At 43.5% G+C, this 18,692-nt stretch carries 11 protein-coding genes; 10 read left to right on the top strand and 1 reads right to left on the bottom strand.

Annotation, left to right across the window (positions count from 1 at the left end):
* Positions 1-4: 4 nt before the first annotated feature.
* A complete protein-coding gene (locus ACE38W_RS08675; RefSeq protein ID WP_375830113.1) occupies positions 5-202 on the bottom strand; it encodes a hypothetical protein in 198 nt (65 codons plus the stop codon).
* Between the two features lie 351 nt (positions 203-553).
* Between ACE38W_RS08675 and ACE38W_RS08670 the strand changes: the two genes are divergently transcribed.
* The 10 genes from ACE38W_RS08670 to ACE38W_RS08625 all read left to right on the top strand — a co-directional run bounded on the left by ACE38W_RS08670 (position 554) and on the right by ACE38W_RS08625 (position 18,557).
* Positions 554-1,960 carry a glutamate decarboxylase gene (locus ACE38W_RS08670; RefSeq protein WP_375830112.1) on the top strand — a complete coding sequence of 469 codons (1,407 nt, stop codon included), beginning with the start codon at positions 554-556 and terminating at the stop codon, positions 1,958-1,960.
* Between the two features lie 91 nt (positions 1,961-2,051).
* A complete protein-coding gene (locus tag ACE38W_RS08665) occupies positions 2,052-3,488 on the top strand; it encodes an APC family permease (RefSeq protein ID WP_375830110.1) in 1,437 nt (478 codons plus the stop codon).
* 17 nt (positions 3,489-3,505) lie between these two features.
* On the top strand, positions 3,506-4,783 hold the full coding sequence (locus ACE38W_RS08660; RefSeq protein WP_375830109.1) for a DcaP family trimeric outer membrane transporter: 1,278 nt from the start codon (positions 3,506-3,508) through the stop codon (positions 4,781-4,783).
* A 10-nt stretch (positions 4,784-4,793) separates the two neighbouring features.
* Positions 4,794-5,816 carry a glutaminase A gene (gene glsA / locus ACE38W_RS08655; RefSeq protein ID WP_375830108.1) on the top strand — a complete coding sequence of 341 codons (1,023 nt, stop codon included), beginning with the start codon at positions 4,794-4,796 and terminating at the stop codon, positions 5,814-5,816.
* A 94-nt stretch (positions 5,817-5,910) separates the two neighbouring features.
* Positions 5,911-6,858 carry a DnaJ C-terminal domain-containing protein gene (locus ACE38W_RS08650; RefSeq protein ID WP_375830107.1) on the top strand — a complete coding sequence of 316 codons (948 nt, stop codon included), beginning with the start codon at positions 5,911-5,913 and terminating at the stop codon, positions 6,856-6,858.
* Positions 6,851-7,198, top strand: coding sequence for a hypothetical protein (locus ACE38W_RS08645; protein WP_375830105.1), 348 nt, complete (start codon positions 6,851-6,853; stop codon positions 7,196-7,198). Before ACE38W_RS08650 ends, ACE38W_RS08645 begins: the two co-directional genes overlap by 8 nt.
* Positions 7,195-8,616, top strand: coding sequence for an MDR family MFS transporter (locus ACE38W_RS08640; RefSeq protein ID WP_375830103.1), 1,422 nt, complete (start codon positions 7,195-7,197; stop codon positions 8,614-8,616). The genes ACE38W_RS08645 and ACE38W_RS08640 overlap by 4 nt, the downstream gene beginning before the upstream one ends.
* A gap of 41 nt (positions 8,617-8,657) precedes the next feature.
* Positions 8,658-10,100, top strand: a complete 1,443-nt coding sequence (locus ACE38W_RS08635) for an ATP-binding protein (RefSeq protein WP_375830101.1) — start codon at positions 8,658-8,660, stop codon at positions 10,098-10,100.
* A 275-nt stretch (positions 10,101-10,375) separates the two neighbouring features.
* Entirely contained in the window at positions 10,376-17,617 is a 7,242-nt protein-coding gene (locus tag ACE38W_RS08630) for a cadherin domain-containing protein (protein WP_375830100.1), read from the top strand.
* Between the two features lie 13 nt (positions 17,618-17,630).
* Positions 17,631-18,557: a PorP/SprF family type IX secretion system membrane protein gene (locus tag ACE38W_RS08625; RefSeq protein WP_375830098.1), complete on the top strand. Its 927-nt coding sequence runs from the start codon at positions 17,631-17,633 to the stop codon at positions 18,555-18,557.
* The last annotated feature ends 135 nt before the right edge of the window (positions 18,558-18,692 follow it).

Genomic DNA, 18,692 nt, shown 5'->3' with positions numbered 1-18,692 from the left:
CTTTTTACGATCCTTGCTCATTGGCTAACGCTTCATGGATGGCATTTGCCATCTGAACCGACTGATTGATAATGATCCTTTGCAGTTTCTTTTTTCCAGTGTCCGACAGCTTATTAAACAGCGGAAAGTGCTCTGCTGCCAGTTTGGTGGCTGCTGTGACAATGCCATCCTGCATGTTAACTATTCTTAGCTGTTCGTCCATAGCTTGTTGAAAATAAGGTGACAGAGGATCCAAGATCTCATCCCAATCCATGTGAAAATTGAATTACTTTCCGCTATAACAACCCAAAATCGAATTAGTTGAACAACGAACTAATTTTTTCTGTGATTTTTTTGTGATCATTTTCTTGCTATTGAATGGCTATGAACCTTTTCAAATAATAGGTGTTCTATTCTTACCTCGGTGAATTCTTTTTCCCCGTTAATGTATCGTAGATATCTACCTGATAATCATCAATAATTACAATTTCTCGAGAAATATTTTTCGTCCGCTTATCCCAATCACTACCTCTGATACGCTGGAAACCAGATCATTCATCAAACCGATTTTTGTATGCCCTTACAAATTTTAAATCGTGGCCAAAAGGATGGGAAACCCTCATTGGCAGAGGATATTTACACCTCTCCCTATATGCGGGAAGGGATAGTAAAAGATAAACTCCCTGATCATGAGCATCTGCCTGCAAATGTTTATGCACTATTGAAAGATGAGTTACTCATGGATGGAAATGCCAAACAAAACCTGGCTACCTTTTGTCAGACGTGGATGGACGATGAGATTCATGAACTGATGAATGACTGCATCGATAAAAACATGATCGATAAGGATGAATATCCGCAAACAGCAGAAATAGAAGCACGTTGTGTAAAGATCCTTGCTGACCTGTGGAATTCGCCGGCAGCATCAACAACGATGGGTTGTTCTACTACTGGTTCCAGCGAAGCTGCGATGCTGGGAGGTTTGGCGCTGAAATGGCGCTGGCGCAAAAAGCGCGAAGCTGCAGGAAAAGATACTTCCAAACCTAATATCATTACAGGTGCTGTGCAGATATGCTGGCACAAATTTGCTCGTTATTTTGATGTGGAAATCCGCGAAATTCCTTTGCAAGAAGGTCGGCTCACCATGCATCCTGATGATGTAATAGCGCGTTGCGATGAGAATACTATCGGTGTCGTACCTACGCTGGGCGTTACTTTCACCTGTATGTACGAAGATGTGAAAGCGGTAGCCGCAGCCTTGGATAAACTGCAAAAAGATAAGGGCCTGGATATTCCTATTCACGTGGATGCGGCTAGTGGTGCATTTATCGCACCTTTTGTCACACCTGACCTGGTATGGGATTTCAGATTGCCAAGAGTGAAATCTATCAATGCTTCCGGTCATAAGTATGGTCTTGCTCCGTTAGGAGTGGGTTGGGTAGTATGGAGAGATAAAGAAGATTTACCTGATGACCTGATCTTCTGGGTGAATTACTTAGGCGGTAACATGCCTACGTTTGCCTTGAACTTCTCCAGACCTGGCGGACAAATCATCGCGCAGTATTACTTATTATTAAGATTAGGACGAGAAGGATACAAGCGCGTAATGGAAACGAATTTATCACATGCGCAATACATTGCAGATGCTATTAAAGAACTGGGATATTTTGAGTTGTTCTATGATGGGCGTGGCGGCCTTCCTGGCGCTTCCTGGCGCATTAAAGAAGGACTCAATCCAGGCTTCTCCTTATATGATCTTAGTGATCGTTTGCGTATGAGAGGCTGGCAGATAGCCGCTTATCCGTTGCCTTCAAAAATGGATAAGGTCGTGATCCAGCGTATTCTTGTACGTCATGGATTCAGCAGGGATATGGCAGACCTGCTCATCAAAGATATCAAGCGAGCAATAGACTATTTCCAGAAACATCCTATTTCTGTTCCTCTCACCAGAGAAGAAGCAGGAGGTTATGCACATAACTAAGTACGATTTCTGCTGGCAGCGTGTATTATCCTGTTAGGATAATAGGACGCTGCCAGTTGTTTTTTTCATTCCATTAAATTCTCTGACGCGTATGGCATCTGCACCCGCTAAGATCACCACTACGAGTCTTGCCCTGATGACAGCTGCGGCAGTAATCAGTTTGCGAGGCTTGCCTATGATGGCGAAGGAAGAGCTGACCATGTTCTTTTATATAGGTTTTGCCACGTTACTATATCTTATTCCCGCTTCGCTGGTAGCTGCTGAATTAGGCAGTGCCTTCAGTAATAAAGGTGGCGGCGTTTATACCTGGATCAAGGCCGGATATGGCTCTAAGATGGGCTTCCTGGCTATCTGGCTGCAATGGATTCAGAATGTGGTATGGTATCCTACCGTGTTGGCTTTTGCCGCTGCATGTATCGCATATACGATTGGTAAACCAGAACTGGCTAACAACGGAACGTTTGTTGGTATATTCTCTATTGTAATTTATTGGCTGGCTACCATACTGGCTTTCAAAGGAACGGAACTTATTAGTAAGGTGACCAGCTACGGTTTTATTGTAGGTACGGTCATACCTGGTGTTGTTATTATCATCATTGCTATCGTTTATATTTTTAAGGGAGAGGAAATACAATTCATGCATCCTAAAGAAAACGTGGCTTCCATTGTAAAAGACGTGGGTGGCACGTTGCAGCCTCGCCTCTTTCCATTTATTGGGAGCATTGGTGATATTGCTTTCCTGGCGGGTATCCTGTTATTGTTTGCTGGTGTAGAAGTACATGCGGTGCATGCAGAAGAGTTACCTAATCCCCAGAAAGATTTCCCTAAAGCTATTGGTCTTGCTGGTATTATCATCTTTGCGCTTTTTACTTTTGGTTCGCTGGCGGTGGCCACGGTGCTGCCTTATGACCAGATCGATCTGCAGGCGGGGCTGATGGAGGCTTTCCGAAGTATCTTCGAAAAGAATGGTGTACCATGGGCCACGAGTATCATTGGAATACTGGCGGCTTTTGGTGTATTGGCCGGCGTAACTTCCTGGATTTCGGGGCCTAGCCGCGGTTTGCTATGGACGGCCAAAGAAGGTGTTCTCCCTGAGTTCTGGTCTAAAACAAATAAAAACGGTATCCAGGTAAACATCCTACTGGTACAAGGTTGTATCGTTTCTGTATTATCATCTCTCTACTTCTTCATGGATAATGTAAGCGTTGCATTCTTCTTACTGAGTGCACTCACTATTGGTTTATATCTGATTATGTATTTAATGATGTATGCAGTAGGTATTAAACTGAGATATACTCAACCAGATTTACCGAGGACGTATAAGGTGCCAGGTGGAAGTGGCGGCATGTTGTTTTTTGCAGGTATTGGTTTTGTGGCTACGTTGTTTTCCTTTGTGGTAGCCTTTTTCCCACCAACTCAGTTGCCTGTCGGAAGCCCGGCTTCTTATGTGGCAATGGTTGCCGGTGGAACGATCATCTTTGTGGCTATACCATTGATCATCGCAAAAAAACCACATACTCACCTGTAATCTAAACCGGCCCCTATATGATCAAAATGCTAAGACTGTCATTGACAGTGATGTTCCTTCTTATAGCAATCAGTGAGGTGAAAGCACAGGTAGATACAGATAGTTTGTTGAGAAGAATAGATAGCCTGGAAGCAAAGGTGAACCGTATACAACGACGTATCGGCAGGCCTGAACCACAGAACAGGACACAAACGAGAAGTGCTTTGGAATCTGGTAGATATGGCGGGTTTGTGGTAGCTGATTTCTTAAATACAAAACTGACGATTGGTGGATTTGTGCAGGCAGATTTTATATATGATTTTAAACAACCGGGAAATACGCAGTCTTTCATACCTGCGTCTATTCCCATCAATAATGCGTCTAAGGGTAATATTGCTTTTACACCGCGTCAGACGCGCCTGACGATAGGATCAGAATCAGACACCAAATTAGGTAAACTGAAAACCATCCTGGAGTTTGATCTTTTCAATCCGGATGGTTCTTCAGTGCCACGTTTGCGTCATGCCTGGGGGGAGCTGGGCAGGTGGGGTGCAGGACAATACTGGTCAGGGTTTATGGATATCGACGTATTCCCGAATACGTTAGATTATGAAGGGCCTAACGCCATGGTGTTTGTACGCCAGGTTCAGGTAAGATATACACAACCATTATCGCGTAGGTCGACACTGGCTTTCAGTTTAGAAAATCCAGGAAGCGACGTGAAATTTCCAGTTGATTCGGGCATGTCTGCCCGGACGCTGTTCCCCGATGTGGTGGCGCAGTTCAGGCACACCTTTACAGAGGGCAGTCATATTCAGCTGGCGGGTCTGTTCCATCCCATTACCTTTGATGACAGGTTACAGGATTCCCATACCACAATAGGCTGGGGGATAAACCTTACCGGTACTATTGAGATTAACCCCAGGATCAAGGATAACTTCGTATACCAGGTAACGTATGGTCAAGGTATTGCGCGTTATTTCAATGATCTTGGTGGTGGCGGATATGATGCTGTTGCCAAAACGCAGAACGCGTTGAAAGCGATCCCTGTGTTTGGTGTGATGGGCTTCTATGATCACTGGTGGAGTGACAAACTCAGTACCTCACTGGGGTATGGTTATCTCCGCCTGGATGATCAGCAATGGCAGCCCAACACTGATTTCAGGTCTACGCAGTATGGCGTGTTGAACCTGCTGTACTATCCTTCTTCATTTGTAAAATTTGGTCTGGAATACCTGTATGGTAAACATCTTATAATCGATAAACAGAGTGGCGATAACAGTCGTTTACAGGTATCTATGATGTACAAATTCTAAAGCAAACCTTATGAAACGTATTAACTCCATTTTCTTCGCATTGGCAGTTTTACTGCTGATTACCAGCAGTGTGATGGCACAGAAGTCCAAGGAAAGTCTGACAGAAGCCAATATCCGTGCTGTTATGAATGAGGCTTATGAGAAATTCAAGAATGCACCTGGCGGCGCTAATGCCAGCTACATTCCTTTCCTGGCTGATGTAGATCCAAAGCTCTATGGTATTGCTGTTTGTACTGCCGACGGCAAGTTATATGAGGTAGGTGATACCAAGTATGAATTTGGTATCGAATCCATTTCAAAAGTATTTGTATTGGCCCTGGCTATGCAGGACCATGGTTCTAAAGCCATTGAAGATAGTATAGGCGTTAACGCTACCGGTATGCCATTCAACTCGGTACTGGCGGTGGAGCTGGAACCTGCCAGGGCGGTGAACCCACTGGTGAATGCCGGTGCTATGGCTACTAATAGCTTCGTAAAAGCTCCTAACAGTGCGGCAAAATGGCAAAAAATTGATGATATTTTTGCCAAATTTGCAGGTCGTCGTTTACAAGTCATAGATAAACTTTATCAGTCGGAAAGTGCCACCAATCAGCATAACAAAGCAATCGCCTGGTTGCTGTATTCTTATGGCAGGTTTTATGATAATGTAGATGAATCAGTAGACCTGTATACCAAAGGTTGCTCTTATGGTTCCAGTGCGAAAGACCTGGCTGTAATGGCAGGAACCCTGGCTAATGCAGGCAGAAACCCAATTACTAAAGAAGAGGTGATTAATCCCGACTTCTGCCCGAAAATACTGGCAAACATGATCACAGAAGGCTTATATGATTCTACCGGCGACTGGGTATACGCAACCGGGCTTCCTGGTAAAAGTGGCGTTGGCGGCGGTATCATTGCAGTAGTGCCTGGAAAGCTCGCCATTGCTGTATTTGCTCCACCGCTGGACAAAGCCGGTAATAGTGTGAAAGGTCAGTTGGCAGTGAAATATATGGTAGAAAAGCTCGGGCTGAACTTGCTCGACGGAAGAAAATAAATTTTCAGGGACTACAGGCCTTGGGTCAGTAGTCCCAAAAAAATCTCCACTATTCCGTAATTTCATAGAACAAGTTCTCACCATAACAAGTTTTATGATTATGGATGTTAAGGATTATTACAAAATTCTGGGCGTAGAAAAAAGTGCAACAGCGGAACAGATCAAAAAAGCCTACAGGAAACTGGCAGTGAAATATCACCCGGACAAAAATCCTGGTGATAAAGCGGCGGAAGAGAAGTTCAAAGAAATCAATGAGGCATATGAAGTGCTGAGTGATGCCGATAAGCGCCAGAAATACGATCAGTTTGGTGAAAACTATAAATACTACGAACAACATGGTGGCCGGCCGGAAGATTTCGACTGGTCGCAGTATGGCGGTGGCAGAGGTGGTGGGCAACAGTACCAATATTCAGGTAATATGGAAGATATGTTTGGAGGAGAAGGGAATTTCTCAGACTTCTTCGAACAACTCTTTGGTAGCCGCTTTTCAGGCGGTGGCCGGCGCCAGCAAACCACTGCCAGAGGGCGCGACGTACAGGCAACGATGGAGGTTACACTAGCAGATGCCTATAGCGGCGGCTCCAGGCAAGTAGAAGTAGGCGGCAGCAGACTGAATATTAAGCTCAAACCCGGCCTTTATGAAGGGCAGGTGATCCGACTTAAAGGAAAAGGAAATCCTGGCCGTAAAGGCGGCGAAAATGGTGATTTGCTTATCACTATACAATTGGCACCTCATCCCGGTTATGAACTGAAAGGGCTGGACTTGCATGCAGATGTTGCGGTACCACTATACACAGCCATCCTGGGAGGTAAAATTAATGTGCCTACCCCTGGAAGTGCACTCAGCATGAACATTCCCGCAGGCACAGACAGTGGCAAGGTTTTCAGACTGAAAGGAAAAGGTATGCCTGCATATGATAACAAAGGCGATGCTGGTGATCTTTATATCAAAACGGTAGTACATATTCCCACTCATCTTACAGAAAAGGAAAAAGAACTGTTTGAACAACTTTCACAACTAAATGCACACGGCCATGCTTAGATTATTCGATTATCTCGAAGAGGTAATATCAACGGAAAGGATCTCTCAGCTGCACAATCCCCCGCTGCTATATACCGCCAGTGAAATCATGAAAGAACTGGGCTATGCAGAAACATCCCTGGCACAGGAGCCGCTGGACCGCGCCATGCATGCCTGCGCAGCTTTGCAAATACCTGTGAACATAAACTTCAAAAAAGTCTATTGCTTCAAAGACGGAGAAATGATCACCGACTATCAGCTGTCTGAACTGGCCACCTATCTTTTTATGATCAACTGTAATCCGTTGAATCCGGTAGTAGCCAAAGCACAACTTATATTTATGATGAAAGATCGCGTATGAGAGACGTAAACAGGACGGGAATCCTCATTGTCATAATAATGGGAACTATCATGGCCGGGATAGATTCCAGTATTGTGAATATATCCCTTCCTGTGATGAGCCGGCAATTCAATTGTACCCTCGATGAAATAGAATGGGTCATCACTGTTTATATGCTGAGCTTTTCTGTGCTCATGCCATTGACCAACTGGCTCAAAAACAGAATAGGTTTCTTTAATCTCTACCTGAGTGCTATCAGCATTTTTACTATAGGTTCCTTAATGTGTGCGTTGTCTGATAACCTGCCTTCCCTGTTGGCGGCGCGGGTAATACAGGCACTGGGCGGCGGTGCCATGGCGCCTACTTCCATGGCTATCATTTCGTATGTTTTTCCATCACGTATACGCGGCACCGTATTAGGATGGTGGGGACTCGGTAACCTGGTGGGGCCTGCCATTGGCCCAACACTTGGTGGTATTCTCACAGAAAAATTTGGCTGGCCATCTATCTTTTATATCAATTTGCCCATTGGTATACTCACAGTATATATGGCTTTTCGTTATTTGGGTATTCTGCGTAAGCAGCCAAAAATCAAACTGCCTTTTGATCTGGCAGGTTTTACAACACTGACCATTTTCCTCGTATGTCTGCAATATGGTATCGCCAAGGCAGAAAGAGTAGGGTTGGGATCACCACAGATCATCGTTACCCTTAGCATCGCATTTGCTGCATTTATCGCGTTTATAGTTATCGACAAGCGGGTAAAAACACCAATCATCGATCTACATCTATTCGAAAATTATTCTTTTGTAAGTTGTATACTAGTAACGATTTCAAGGGCTGCCGCTTTATTCGGTGGACTCTTCCTAATGCCATTCCTTTTGCAGGAACAGATGGGCTATTCGGAAGGTATGTCTGGTTTGCTGATATTACCTAACTCCGTCTTTATGGCGGCGCTGATGCCCTTTGCCGGCAAATGGTCCGACAAGCATGGTAGCCGGGAGATATCGCTGATGGGGATATTATTACTCGCAATATCCATGTTTTTGTTTGCCCGCCTGGACACGCATAGTAGTATGCAGAGCGTAATTATCACCATGACTATACGTGGACTAGGTATGGGCTTGTTGCTGGCGCCGCTCAATTCTGCTACGCTTAGCTCCGTACGCCCAGAAGAAGTAACCATGGCATCCAGTATCAGTACGTTGATGCAACAGGTAGGAGGTGCGCTGGGAATCGCCATGTTGGCCATTATTACCCAGGCAACCTATAACGATAACATATTGGCAGGCGTTTCTAATATGCGGGCACATCACCTGGCGTTAAGAGAAGGCTTTCATATATCAATGGTTATTTTGCTTGTAACCCTTATCCCTGCCTGGTTTATGCCCCGCCGAAACGTGGTATTGCAAGAAGCAGACAAACATATTGACACTTAGGAATAATTTTTGACGAGCTTTGCAAAACTAATTTTGTAAACATGCCTGCGAACGGAAAGAAACGAATCCTCATGATCGATGATGATGAAGATGATTTTTATTTAGTGAATGCACTATTGCAGGATATCTCTCCCGATCAATATGTACTGGAGTGGGCATCTTCCTATAGAAACGGGTTGACATCAATTGCCACTCAATCGCATGATTTATACCTGGTAGATTATCGCTTAGGTAGTCATACAGGTATTGACGTACTCAAGTATTTCCGTGAACTCGATTATAATGCGCCAGTTATTCTTTTCACAGGTAAAGGCGATTATCTCATCGATAAAGAAGCGATGGAAGCAGGAGCTTCCGACTATCTCGTTAAAAGCGAGATCAATGGCGCTTTACTGGAAAGGGCCATCAGATATACCCTTGATAAGTTTGCCCATCTTTCTGTTATAGAAAAAAGTGAAAAACGATATTTCAGCATTTTTGAGAAATCTAATGATATTATTTTATTGGTAGATGATCAACAGCGTATAATAGCAGCAAATCCCGCTGCAGTAAAGATGCTGGGTTATGAAGATGATCACCTTTATCATATGTGCTTGTCTGACCTCTTTGCCAGAGAGGAAGATAAACTGGCCTTTGCATCGAGGGAGCTGGCGAAACATCCGGTAGGACAGCTGGAATACCTGTTTCAAAGTCAGGCCGGCATGTTGCTGGAGGTGATGATGAACATTTCTATGCTGGATGAGAAAAATCAACATTACCTCTGTATTATACAGGATGTGACGCTGCAAAAGCAGAAGGCGAGAGAGAAGGAGCAGCAGGAAAAGTTTGCTATCACCGGGCGTATTGCAAGGATGGTTGCCCATGAGGTCCGTAATCCGCTGACTAATATTTTGCTGGCCACTTCACAGCTGAAAATGGAGCCTGTGGCCGAATCCGAAGAAGGTCAGCTATACCTGGATATTATGGAAAGAAACTGTCACCGTATAAATCAGTTAGTCACAGAGTTGCTACAATCCACAAAAATGGTGGAGCTGAGTATGCAACCAGTGAGTATCAATGATATGCTGGAAAATGCGTTGGTACATGCTTCAGACAGACTGCAACTTAATAACATCCAGGTACACAAAAGTTTTACGCCGGCGCCGGCGATGATAATGGCTGATGCAGAAAAATTACACATCGCTTTATTAAATATCATTATTAACGGTATAGAGGCAATGTCGCCAGGAACGGGTGTTCTGGGGATTTCAACAGATACAGATAAATATTATGTCCATGTTCGTATAACCGATAACGGTAGTGGAATATCGGATGAAAATATGAGTAAACTTTTTGAGCCATTCTTTACGAGTAAAACAAAAGGCACAGGATTGGGCCTCACTGCCACCCAGAATATTATCTTGAACCACAAAGGTCGCATAACTGTGAAAAGCAAGCCTGGAGAGGGAACCAGCTTTTTTATCACCTTTCCGAGAATTGCCTGATCAGAAAAAAAAGTTAAAAGTTGCGAAAATAACCGCTATCTTTCAGGCCGAATTATACCTACTTGTTTTAGCCACCCTACCGAAAAGCTTCTGCTAATCATTCACAATCAGCAGTTTAATAAGTCAAACTTCAACTGACAACCGATTTTAGCCACCCTACTGAAAAGCTGCGTGCGCATTGCATACAGCATAACGTCTCGCGATTGCATCAAAATCATTAAAGTACCTCTGATAGTATGCACTATGCCGCTTATTATCAGGCTTATTATCCGGCTATGCAGCATTTTTACGCTTGTTTAAGGAGAAAGCCGTCGTGTATTTCTCTGTTATTGCTTTTGCAATATTTCTTATTAACCGTTGTTCCCGCGCATGCTACCCCAATAGCGCGTAGAACCGTTCCCGTTATTACACAGGTAACTGCCCCCACTCCAGGTTCTTTTAAAAAAGGTGATGTCCTGAAATTTACTGTCAATTTTAATGTGCCCGTAAACGTTACAGGGGTAAGCTATGTACAGCTTTACCTTGGTGCTGGCAAAGCGAGGCAGGCAAACTGGGTATCTGGCTCAGTGGCAGCTACGCAGGTATTCTCCTATACGCTTACAGATGGTGATGACTTTTCAGGTACTGTTACCTGGGATAATTTTATCACTATCATGTCGGGCAATATTATGGATGCCAGCAATACCCCAATTGATCCGATGGCTATACAAGCCAACTTTCCATCAGGAACTGATGCCAACGCTCCTGGTGTTTATATAGATGCTACTTCGCCAAAAGTATCTGGATTTTTTCAGATAGTAGGTGCGCAAACAGTGGCCAGCGGCAGCGATTTAAAATTCCTGGTTACTTTTTCAGAACAAGTAAAGAATGTGACTACTGCCGGATGGTCTGCATCCGGCGCCAACAGCGTGCATGCGAGCAGTTTTGATGTGGTAGTAACCAGCACAACTACCTGTACTGTCACTTTTCATAATGTTGTAAATGCAGATACTCAAAACAGACTTACCTTCGGTTTACAGTTAGATGGCCCCGCGAGCGGAATTACTGATATGATCGGAAACCCAATGGTGACCAACGGTTCAGGAAACTACTATAATGTTCAGCCATCTAATCCAACTCCACCGATACCAACTATAACTGTTGAAAATAATAAGACGAAAGTAAATGGCGATTTTAATATCACTGTTACTTTTGATAAACCCTTACAAGATTTTGATCCATCAAAGCTTTCCTGTAACAGTTGCACTTTTATTTTTACCGGAACAAACCCTGGTGGTCCCTATACCTATAAAGTTTCTCCCATCAGCAACACAGGAACTGCTACTATCAGCTTACCTGCCAATGCAGGCCATGATGCCTACAGTCAAGGAACACAAGCTTCTAACACGGTAACAGTGGCTTATGATAAGATCCAGCCTACTGTGACGATTACGCCATCGCAAGATGCTGGCACAGGTACTTTCAATGCAGTGCTGGTTTTCAGTAAACCAGTATCCACTCCTGATGTTAATAAACTTACCGGTACTAATGGCGTTGTTACGGTGACAGAAATCAGCCCAAACGATCGTACCACCTACAAAGTGGTTTTTACACCAGCTGCGCAGGAAACAGATATTAACTTCGGCGTAAGCGCAGGCGCCTCCAAAGATGATTATGGCAACGATAACCTCCCTAACAGTGTAACCTATCATTTCGATGTATTAGCGCCAACAACGGTGAGCATTGCGCCTGTCACTGCATCTCCAACAAATGCGAACACCGTTACTTTCCAGGTAACTTTTTCTGAAAAGGTTACACAACCTGCACAGAGTGACTTTGCAATAATGGCTACACAGACTGCTGGTGGCCTGGTGACGAGTATCACACCAGTTGGCGGAAGCGCTCCGGCTACTGCTTATCTGGTTACACTTACCAACGTAGTCGGTGACGGTGTTTTAACGCTTCAGGTGAATACAGCGGGTACTATAAAAGATGTGGCAGGAAATCCTTTGACGGCAAGTGCTACCACTGTAAACACCGGTATCACTGTTGATCATACTGCTCCGGTGGCCACGCTTGTTGGTACTACGTTGTTTGGTCAAAACCCATATTCTGTACAGTTGCATTTTTCTGAAGCTGTAGTACTCGGTGTTCAAAACCTGACTGCTACTAATGCCACGGTACTTGGTGTTACACAAGTAGACGCACAGAATTGGACCGTGCAGCTGAGTAGTCCAGGAACCGGAGCCGTTACACTTACTGTGGGCGCCAACTCCTGGAAAGATCTGGCTGGAAATCCTTTGGCACAAACTATCTTCAATCTCACATTTGATAATACGGTTCCTCAGCCAACCTTAACGAAGGAAGCGGGTTTTGATGCGCCATTTAAGGTGGATGTTCAATTCTCAACAGATATTAATACTCCGCTTTTAAATGCTTCCATGTTTGATTTGACTAATGGTTCTATAACAGTGTTTTCTGGCAGTGGTAGAAATTATGTGCTGACAATTCAACCACTAGGCCCCGGACCTATAAGTATTTCCATGAAAGCATCGCAGGTGCAAAGTCCGGCCCTAATATATAATGCAGCATCAAATGTTGTTAGCTGGACTTACGATCCTGGTGTATTTGATGCAACCTTATCCACAACAGCACCAGATCCGGCGATCAACAGCTTTGATGTATCGGTTGTATTGACCAAATCAGCTGCATCACTGGATGCCTCTATGTTTACATTAGTGAATGGCACCATCTCGAACATTACTAAAATAGATGGTACACATTATACAGTTACAGTAAAGCCTGTTGCTACAGGCAGTGTAAGCATTACGTTAAATGCGAACGCATTGCAGGATGCTGGTGGTCGTCCTAATAATATTTCTAATACCTTAACCGTAAATGGTGTCGTAAATAGTGCGCCTACTGCTATTCAGCTGTCTAATAATAATGTCGATGAGAATAAGCCTGTAGGTACCTTGGTAGGTACGCTTTCTGCTAATGATCCGGATGCGGGGAATACCTTTACTTATACGCTCTTACCTACGTCGGATGCTGGTTTTAGCATATCGGGCAATCAGCTGTTGACTAATTCAATTTTCGACTACGAAACAAAAAATAATTACAATGTTAATATCAGAGTAACGGATAACTACGGTGCTTCCTTTGATCAAAGCTTCAATATTTTAATCAATAATGTAAATGAAGCCCCAGCAGATATACTCCTCAGTATTAATAGTATTGCGGAAGATCAACCTGCTGGAACTGCCATAGGTTCATTCATTTCTACTGATCCTGAAAACAATCTGCCGTTGATATATTCACTGGTGGCAGGTACAGGCAGTACTGATAATGCATCGTTTACCATTACCGGTAGTACTTTGCAGTCTGCTGCAATATTTAATTACAATACCAAGAACGTTTATAATATTCGTGTACGCGTTACCGATGCACTGGGCGCTTATTTCGAGAAAGCCTTCGTTATTAATGTTACCGCTGTAAACCATGCCCCTACTGATATTCAGTTGAGCAATACAACAGTAGTGGATCATAGTCCAATCGGAACAAATGTTGGCAAGCTCACTACTACTGATGTTGATGCCAACGAAACTTTCCAGTATGCGGTATTGCCAGCGTTGGATGGTGCTAAGTTTACAATTTATACAGATGGTACAGGTACCAGTTTCCTTCAATTAGCTGCACAGGCAGAATACATGCAGCAAAGCAGCTATACTATTTTAGTAGAAGTAACCGATCATGGTGGTGCGAAATTCCAGAAACAGTTTACTATTAGTGTTCTGCAAGGAAACTATGCGCCAACCGATATCCAGATAAGTAATACGCTTATTGCTGAAGGTATGCCAGCAGGAACCGGTATAGGAATGATATCAGGTTCGGACCCTAACCCTGGAGACATCTTGAATTTCAGCCTGGTACCTACCGGCGATTACGATAAATTTATGATTGTGGGCGCTGTACTTACAAATACTGTAATTTTTGATTATAGCGTACAATCTCAGTACCATATTACCTTACGTGCACAGGATCCTGGGGGATTATATTTGGATAAACCGTTCACCATTACTGTCCTGAATACATTACATCCTCCAACCAATATCACCATCAACAACGCAAGTGTTCCTGAAAACAGTCCTGCTGGTACATTAGTAGGCGGATTGAGTACAACCAGTATTGATCCTGTTACTTATAGCTTCGGTGGTGGTGCTGATGATGCCCAGTTTGTGATTACCGGCACTAGTCTGAATACGAATGCTTCATTTGATTTTGAAACGAAGAACGTCTATCACATAAAGGTTACTGCAACTACTGCTGGTGGACTTTCTTTTACTAAGGATCTGACGATTAACATAACTGATGTAAACGAAGCACCAACAGATATCAGCCTTAGCAATAATATCGTTTTCGAAAAATTACCTGTAGGATCAACGATAGGTTCCCTTTCTACTACAGATCCTGACGCAGGTAACATCTTCACTTATATTATTGTAGGCGGCGCGGATGCGGCTAAGTTCCAGATTGTGGGTAATGCATTACAGAACGCTGCTATATTACTCTATCAAACGCAGCAAACCTATGTAGTACGTGTACGCAGTACTGATAATGGAGGCTTATATACTGAAAAGGATTTCACTATCACGCTGAAACCTGAAAACCTGGCGCCTACTGATATACAGTTGAGTAAAACTGATATAGATGAAGGATTGCCTGCCGGCACAGCCGTGGGTACTATTTCTGGTACGGACCCTAATGCTGGTGATGTATTAACGTATAGCCTGGTGCCAACGGGAGACTATAACAGCTTTACTGTTAATGGTACTACACTTACAACAAATGCAGTTTTTGATGTGAGTGTAAAAGCACAGTATACGATTACATTACGTGTCACAGATCCATACGGTCTGACATTCGATAAAACATTTACCATTACTGTAAATAACAAAACACATGCGCCTACCGATATTCAGCTGAGTAACACAAGCATTCCTGAAAATATCGCAATTGGCACATTAGTAGGTAATCTGACCGCTACCAGTGCAGATCCGGTAAATAGTCTTGTATACAGTTTGGGTGGCGGTGCAGATGATGCAGCGTTTACGATAAGCGGTACTACGTTAAAAACAAATGCGGTTTTTGACTTTGAAACCAAAAATGTTTATAACATCAAAATTAAAGTGACTGGTGGCAGTGGTCTTTCCTTTACCAAAGATTTTGTAATTACTATAACGAATGTAAACGAAGCGCCAACTGATATCACGCTCTCTAATAATACAATCCCAGAGAAACAAGCTGCTGGTGCCACTGTAGGTACCCTCTCTGCCACAGATCCTGATGCAGGCGATACATTTGTGTACACAATTGTAGGTGGTGCAGATGCTGCTAAATTCCAGATTGCAGGAACACAGCTGCAAACAGCAGCGGTATTAAACTACCAGACGCAGCAAAGCTACACAGTTCGTATACGCGTTACCGATGGTGGTGGTTTATATTTCGAGAAAGACTTTACTATCAACATCACCTCTGTAAATGCGGCGCCAACTGATATTCAGCTAAGCAACACCATAGTGGAAGATCAGAGCCCTGTCAGCACCACCGTAGGTAAACTGACAGCTAGTGATCCTGATGCCAACGAAACCTTTACCTATACGCTCTCTGGAACAGATGCGGCTAAGTTTAAAGTAGTAGTTTCCGGTGGTGAATATTATCTGCAAACCAATGCAGCTGTGGATATGACCCAGCAAAGCAGCTATAGCATTACCATACAGGTAGCTGACCACGGCGGATTAACATTCAGTAAAGCATTTACAATTACCGTTAAACAGAAGAATATTGCTCCTACAGATATACAATTAAGTAAAACAAATGTAGATGAGCAATTGCCTGCCGGTACTACCGTTGGTATTTTAACAGGCACAGATCCGAATACGGGTGATCAGTTGACGTTTAGCTTATTACCAACAGGTGATTATAACAGCTTTAACGTTAACGGCACTACGCTTTCTTCTAATGCTGTATTTGATTATAGCGTAAAATCTCAGTACACCATTTCCATCCGTGTAACGGATCAGGGGGGACTCTACTTCGATAAAACATTTACCATTACTGTAAATAATACCGGACATCCTCCAACCGACATTGCTTTGAGCAATATGAGCGTGCCGGAGAATAGTCCTGTAGCTACCGTTGTGGGTAACTTGAGCGCTACCAGTGCCGAACCTGCAAACACGCTCACTTACAGCTTTGCAGGTGGAGCGGATGATGCACAGTTTACCATCAATGGAACACAGTTGAAAACAAATGCGGTGTTTGATTATGAAACGAAAAACGTTTATCATATTAAGATCAAAGTAACTGGTGGCAGTGGCCTTTCATTTACCAAAGATTTCACCATCAATGTTACCGATGTAAATGAAGCACCTACCGATATCACTTTGGATAATAATACTATCCTGGAGAATAGTCCGGTTGGTACGGCTATCGGCAACTTTACAGCTACAGATGCTGATGCAGGAGATACTTTCACCTGGTCATTTGCTGGCGGTGCAGACGATAGTAAGTTTACGCTGATTGGTAATAAACTGCAAAGCAATGCGGTGTATGATTACGAAACGAAGAGCAGTTATACTATTCGTATACGCGCTACCGATAGAGGTGGATTGTTTTTTGAAAAAGACTTCACTATCAAAGTACTGGATGTAAACGAGCCTCCAACCATTACTAATCCTGGTGCACAGGTGGTTTGTGATGGACAGCAGGCGCAGGAAATAGCATTGACCGGACTGAGTGCTGGTCCTGAAAAGAACCAGACTATCAGCCTCATTGCTACCAGCTCTAAAGACGTATTTGATGAGTTGACCACCAGGGATAACGGCGATGGTACAGGAGCGGTACGTTTCAAACTGAAGAAAGGAGTTGCTGGCGTTACTACTATCACCGTATTGGTACGCGATAATGGAGGCACTGCAAACGGTGGACAAGATCAGGTAAGTATCACTTTTGATCTCACGGTGAATGAACTGCCAAACGTAACAGTTACCAGTGATAAAGGAACGATAGTACCTGCTGGTTCCATTGTGAATATTACCGCAACAGGTGGTAATAAATATGAATGGGGAGATGCACCAGGCGTGATCAGCGGCCGAAATTCGGCAACACTCACAGTGCAGCCAACAGTTACCAACACCTACCTGGTTACCGTTACTAACGTTTACGGCTGTGCGGTAACAACGGATTTCCGTCTGGAAGTAAGTGGTAAAGTAGATGTAGAACCTACTAATATCCTGACACCTAACGGCGATGGTATCAACGACAGGTGGGTAGTAAAAAATATCTCGCAGTATCCAAATAATGAAGTACGGATTTATGACCGTGCAGGCAGGTTAATTTATAATCGTAAAGGCTATACCAATGATTGGGATGGACGATTAAACGGCAATGTACTCGCAGAAGGTACTTACTACTATCTGCTTGACCTTGGCGATGGAAAAGTTGTCAAAGGATTCATTACGATCGTTCACCAATAGTAAAATGAAAAAGATGTTCGTTAAAATTAAATCTATAAGAATACTGGTTGCCTGTTTGATGATTGCAACCTTTCAGGTAGGGCAGGTGCAGGCACAAGATTGGTCTAAGAGCAGTGCGCCACTGCAACCACTTACCAGTCAATACTTCCTGAATCAATACCTTGCCAATCCGGCGATGGCAGGTATTGACACCGGGCTACATCTGAATGTTGCCTATCGTGGACAATGGTCTGATGTGCCAGGAACGCCGGTAACAAAGGCAGCTACTGCGGATTACTACGTAGGAAGCAGGGTAGGCGCTGGTTTGACCGTATTTAATGATAAAGCTGGATTGATCAATCGTACGAAGGTTGGTTTGACTTACGCTTATCATTTACCATTAAATGCAACAGGAAAAGACAAGCTACATTTTGGGTTGTCATTGGGGATAAATGCACAAAGACTGGATAAGTCGGCCATAAATGGTGAACAAAATGATCCAACAATTAATGCATTTAATCGTAGAGATGATTATTTTGAGGTCGATTACGGGATGGCCTATACGAATGATAAGTGGACAATACAAGCAGCCATTCCTAATATGATGAATTATCTACGTAAGGATGATAATAAGACAGTAGACGCTACAACCTTCTATGGTGCAGTATCTTATAAGATTGATATTAGCGAGTCTGTTCCTTATATAGAACCAAAAGTATGCTATCGTGGTGTAAGAGGATATGATGCTTTGGTGGATATAGGCGCCAACGTAGTTTTTCTGCAGCAATATCTGAATGTATTCGGGTTGTATCATACCAGCAACAATTTCACAGTAGGCGCTGGCTTCAACTATCGTTCTATAGCGGGTTTCCAGGTAATGTATACCACGCAGACGGCCGGTTTGAAGAATTATACCAGTGGCGCTTTGGAAGTAGGATTGGTGGTACACCTGTTCAAGTAAATAGCTATCACTGAAAACCCATGTTAAGCAGTCTCTATGTAATAGAGACTGCTTTTTTTTTAGGGTTTTACAAGATATGGCTCAAAAGGAGAAAAGAAGGGGCGATCTGCGATTGGGCAGGTCGTTTTGGGGAAC

Origin of the sequence: Chitinophaga sp. Hz27 (assembly GCF_042263525.1) — a bacterium.
Lineage (GTDB): Bacteria > Bacteroidota > Bacteroidia > Chitinophagales > Chitinophagaceae > Chitinophaga.
The sequence above is the reverse complement of the archived record's forward strand: the minus strand, read 5'-3'. Positions and strand labels throughout refer to the sequence as shown.

Bases quoted from the DNA above. Each gene is read 5' to 3' on its own strand.
- ACE38W_RS08645 (WP_375830105.1), top strand. From the start codon at position 6,851: ATGCTTAGATTATTCGATTATCTCGAAGAGGTAATATCAACGGAAAGG.
- ACE38W_RS08675 (WP_375830113.1), bottom strand. From the start codon at position 202: ATGGACGAACAGCTAAGAATAGTTAACATGCAGGATGGCATTGTCACA.
- ACE38W_RS08670 (WP_375830112.1), top strand. From the start codon at position 554: ATGCCCTTACAAATTTTAAATCGTGGCCAAAAGGATGGGAAACCCTCA.
- ACE38W_RS08650 (WP_375830107.1), top strand. From the start codon at position 5,911: ATGATTATGGATGTTAAGGATTATTACAAAATTCTGGGCGTAGAAAAA.
- ACE38W_RS08660 (WP_375830109.1), top strand. From the start codon at position 3,506: ATGATCAAAATGCTAAGACTGTCATTGACAGTGATGTTCCTTCTTATA.
- ACE38W_RS08640 (WP_375830103.1), top strand. From the start codon at position 7,195: ATGAGAGACGTAAACAGGACGGGAATCCTCATTGTCATAATAATGGGA.
- glsA (WP_375830108.1), top strand. From the start codon at position 4,794: ATGAAACGTATTAACTCCATTTTCTTCGCATTGGCAGTTTTACTGCTG.
- ACE38W_RS08625 (WP_375830098.1), top strand. From the start codon at position 17,631: ATGTTCGTTAAAATTAAATCTATAAGAATACTGGTTGCCTGTTTGATG.
- ACE38W_RS08665 (WP_375830110.1), top strand. From the start codon at position 2,052: ATGGCATCTGCACCCGCTAAGATCACCACTACGAGTCTTGCCCTGATG.
- ACE38W_RS08635 (WP_375830101.1), top strand. From the start codon at position 8,658: ATGCCTGCGAACGGAAAGAAACGAATCCTCATGATCGATGATGATGAA.
- ACE38W_RS08630 (WP_375830100.1), top strand. From the start codon at position 10,376: ATGCAGCATTTTTACGCTTGTTTAAGGAGAAAGCCGTCGTGTATTTCT.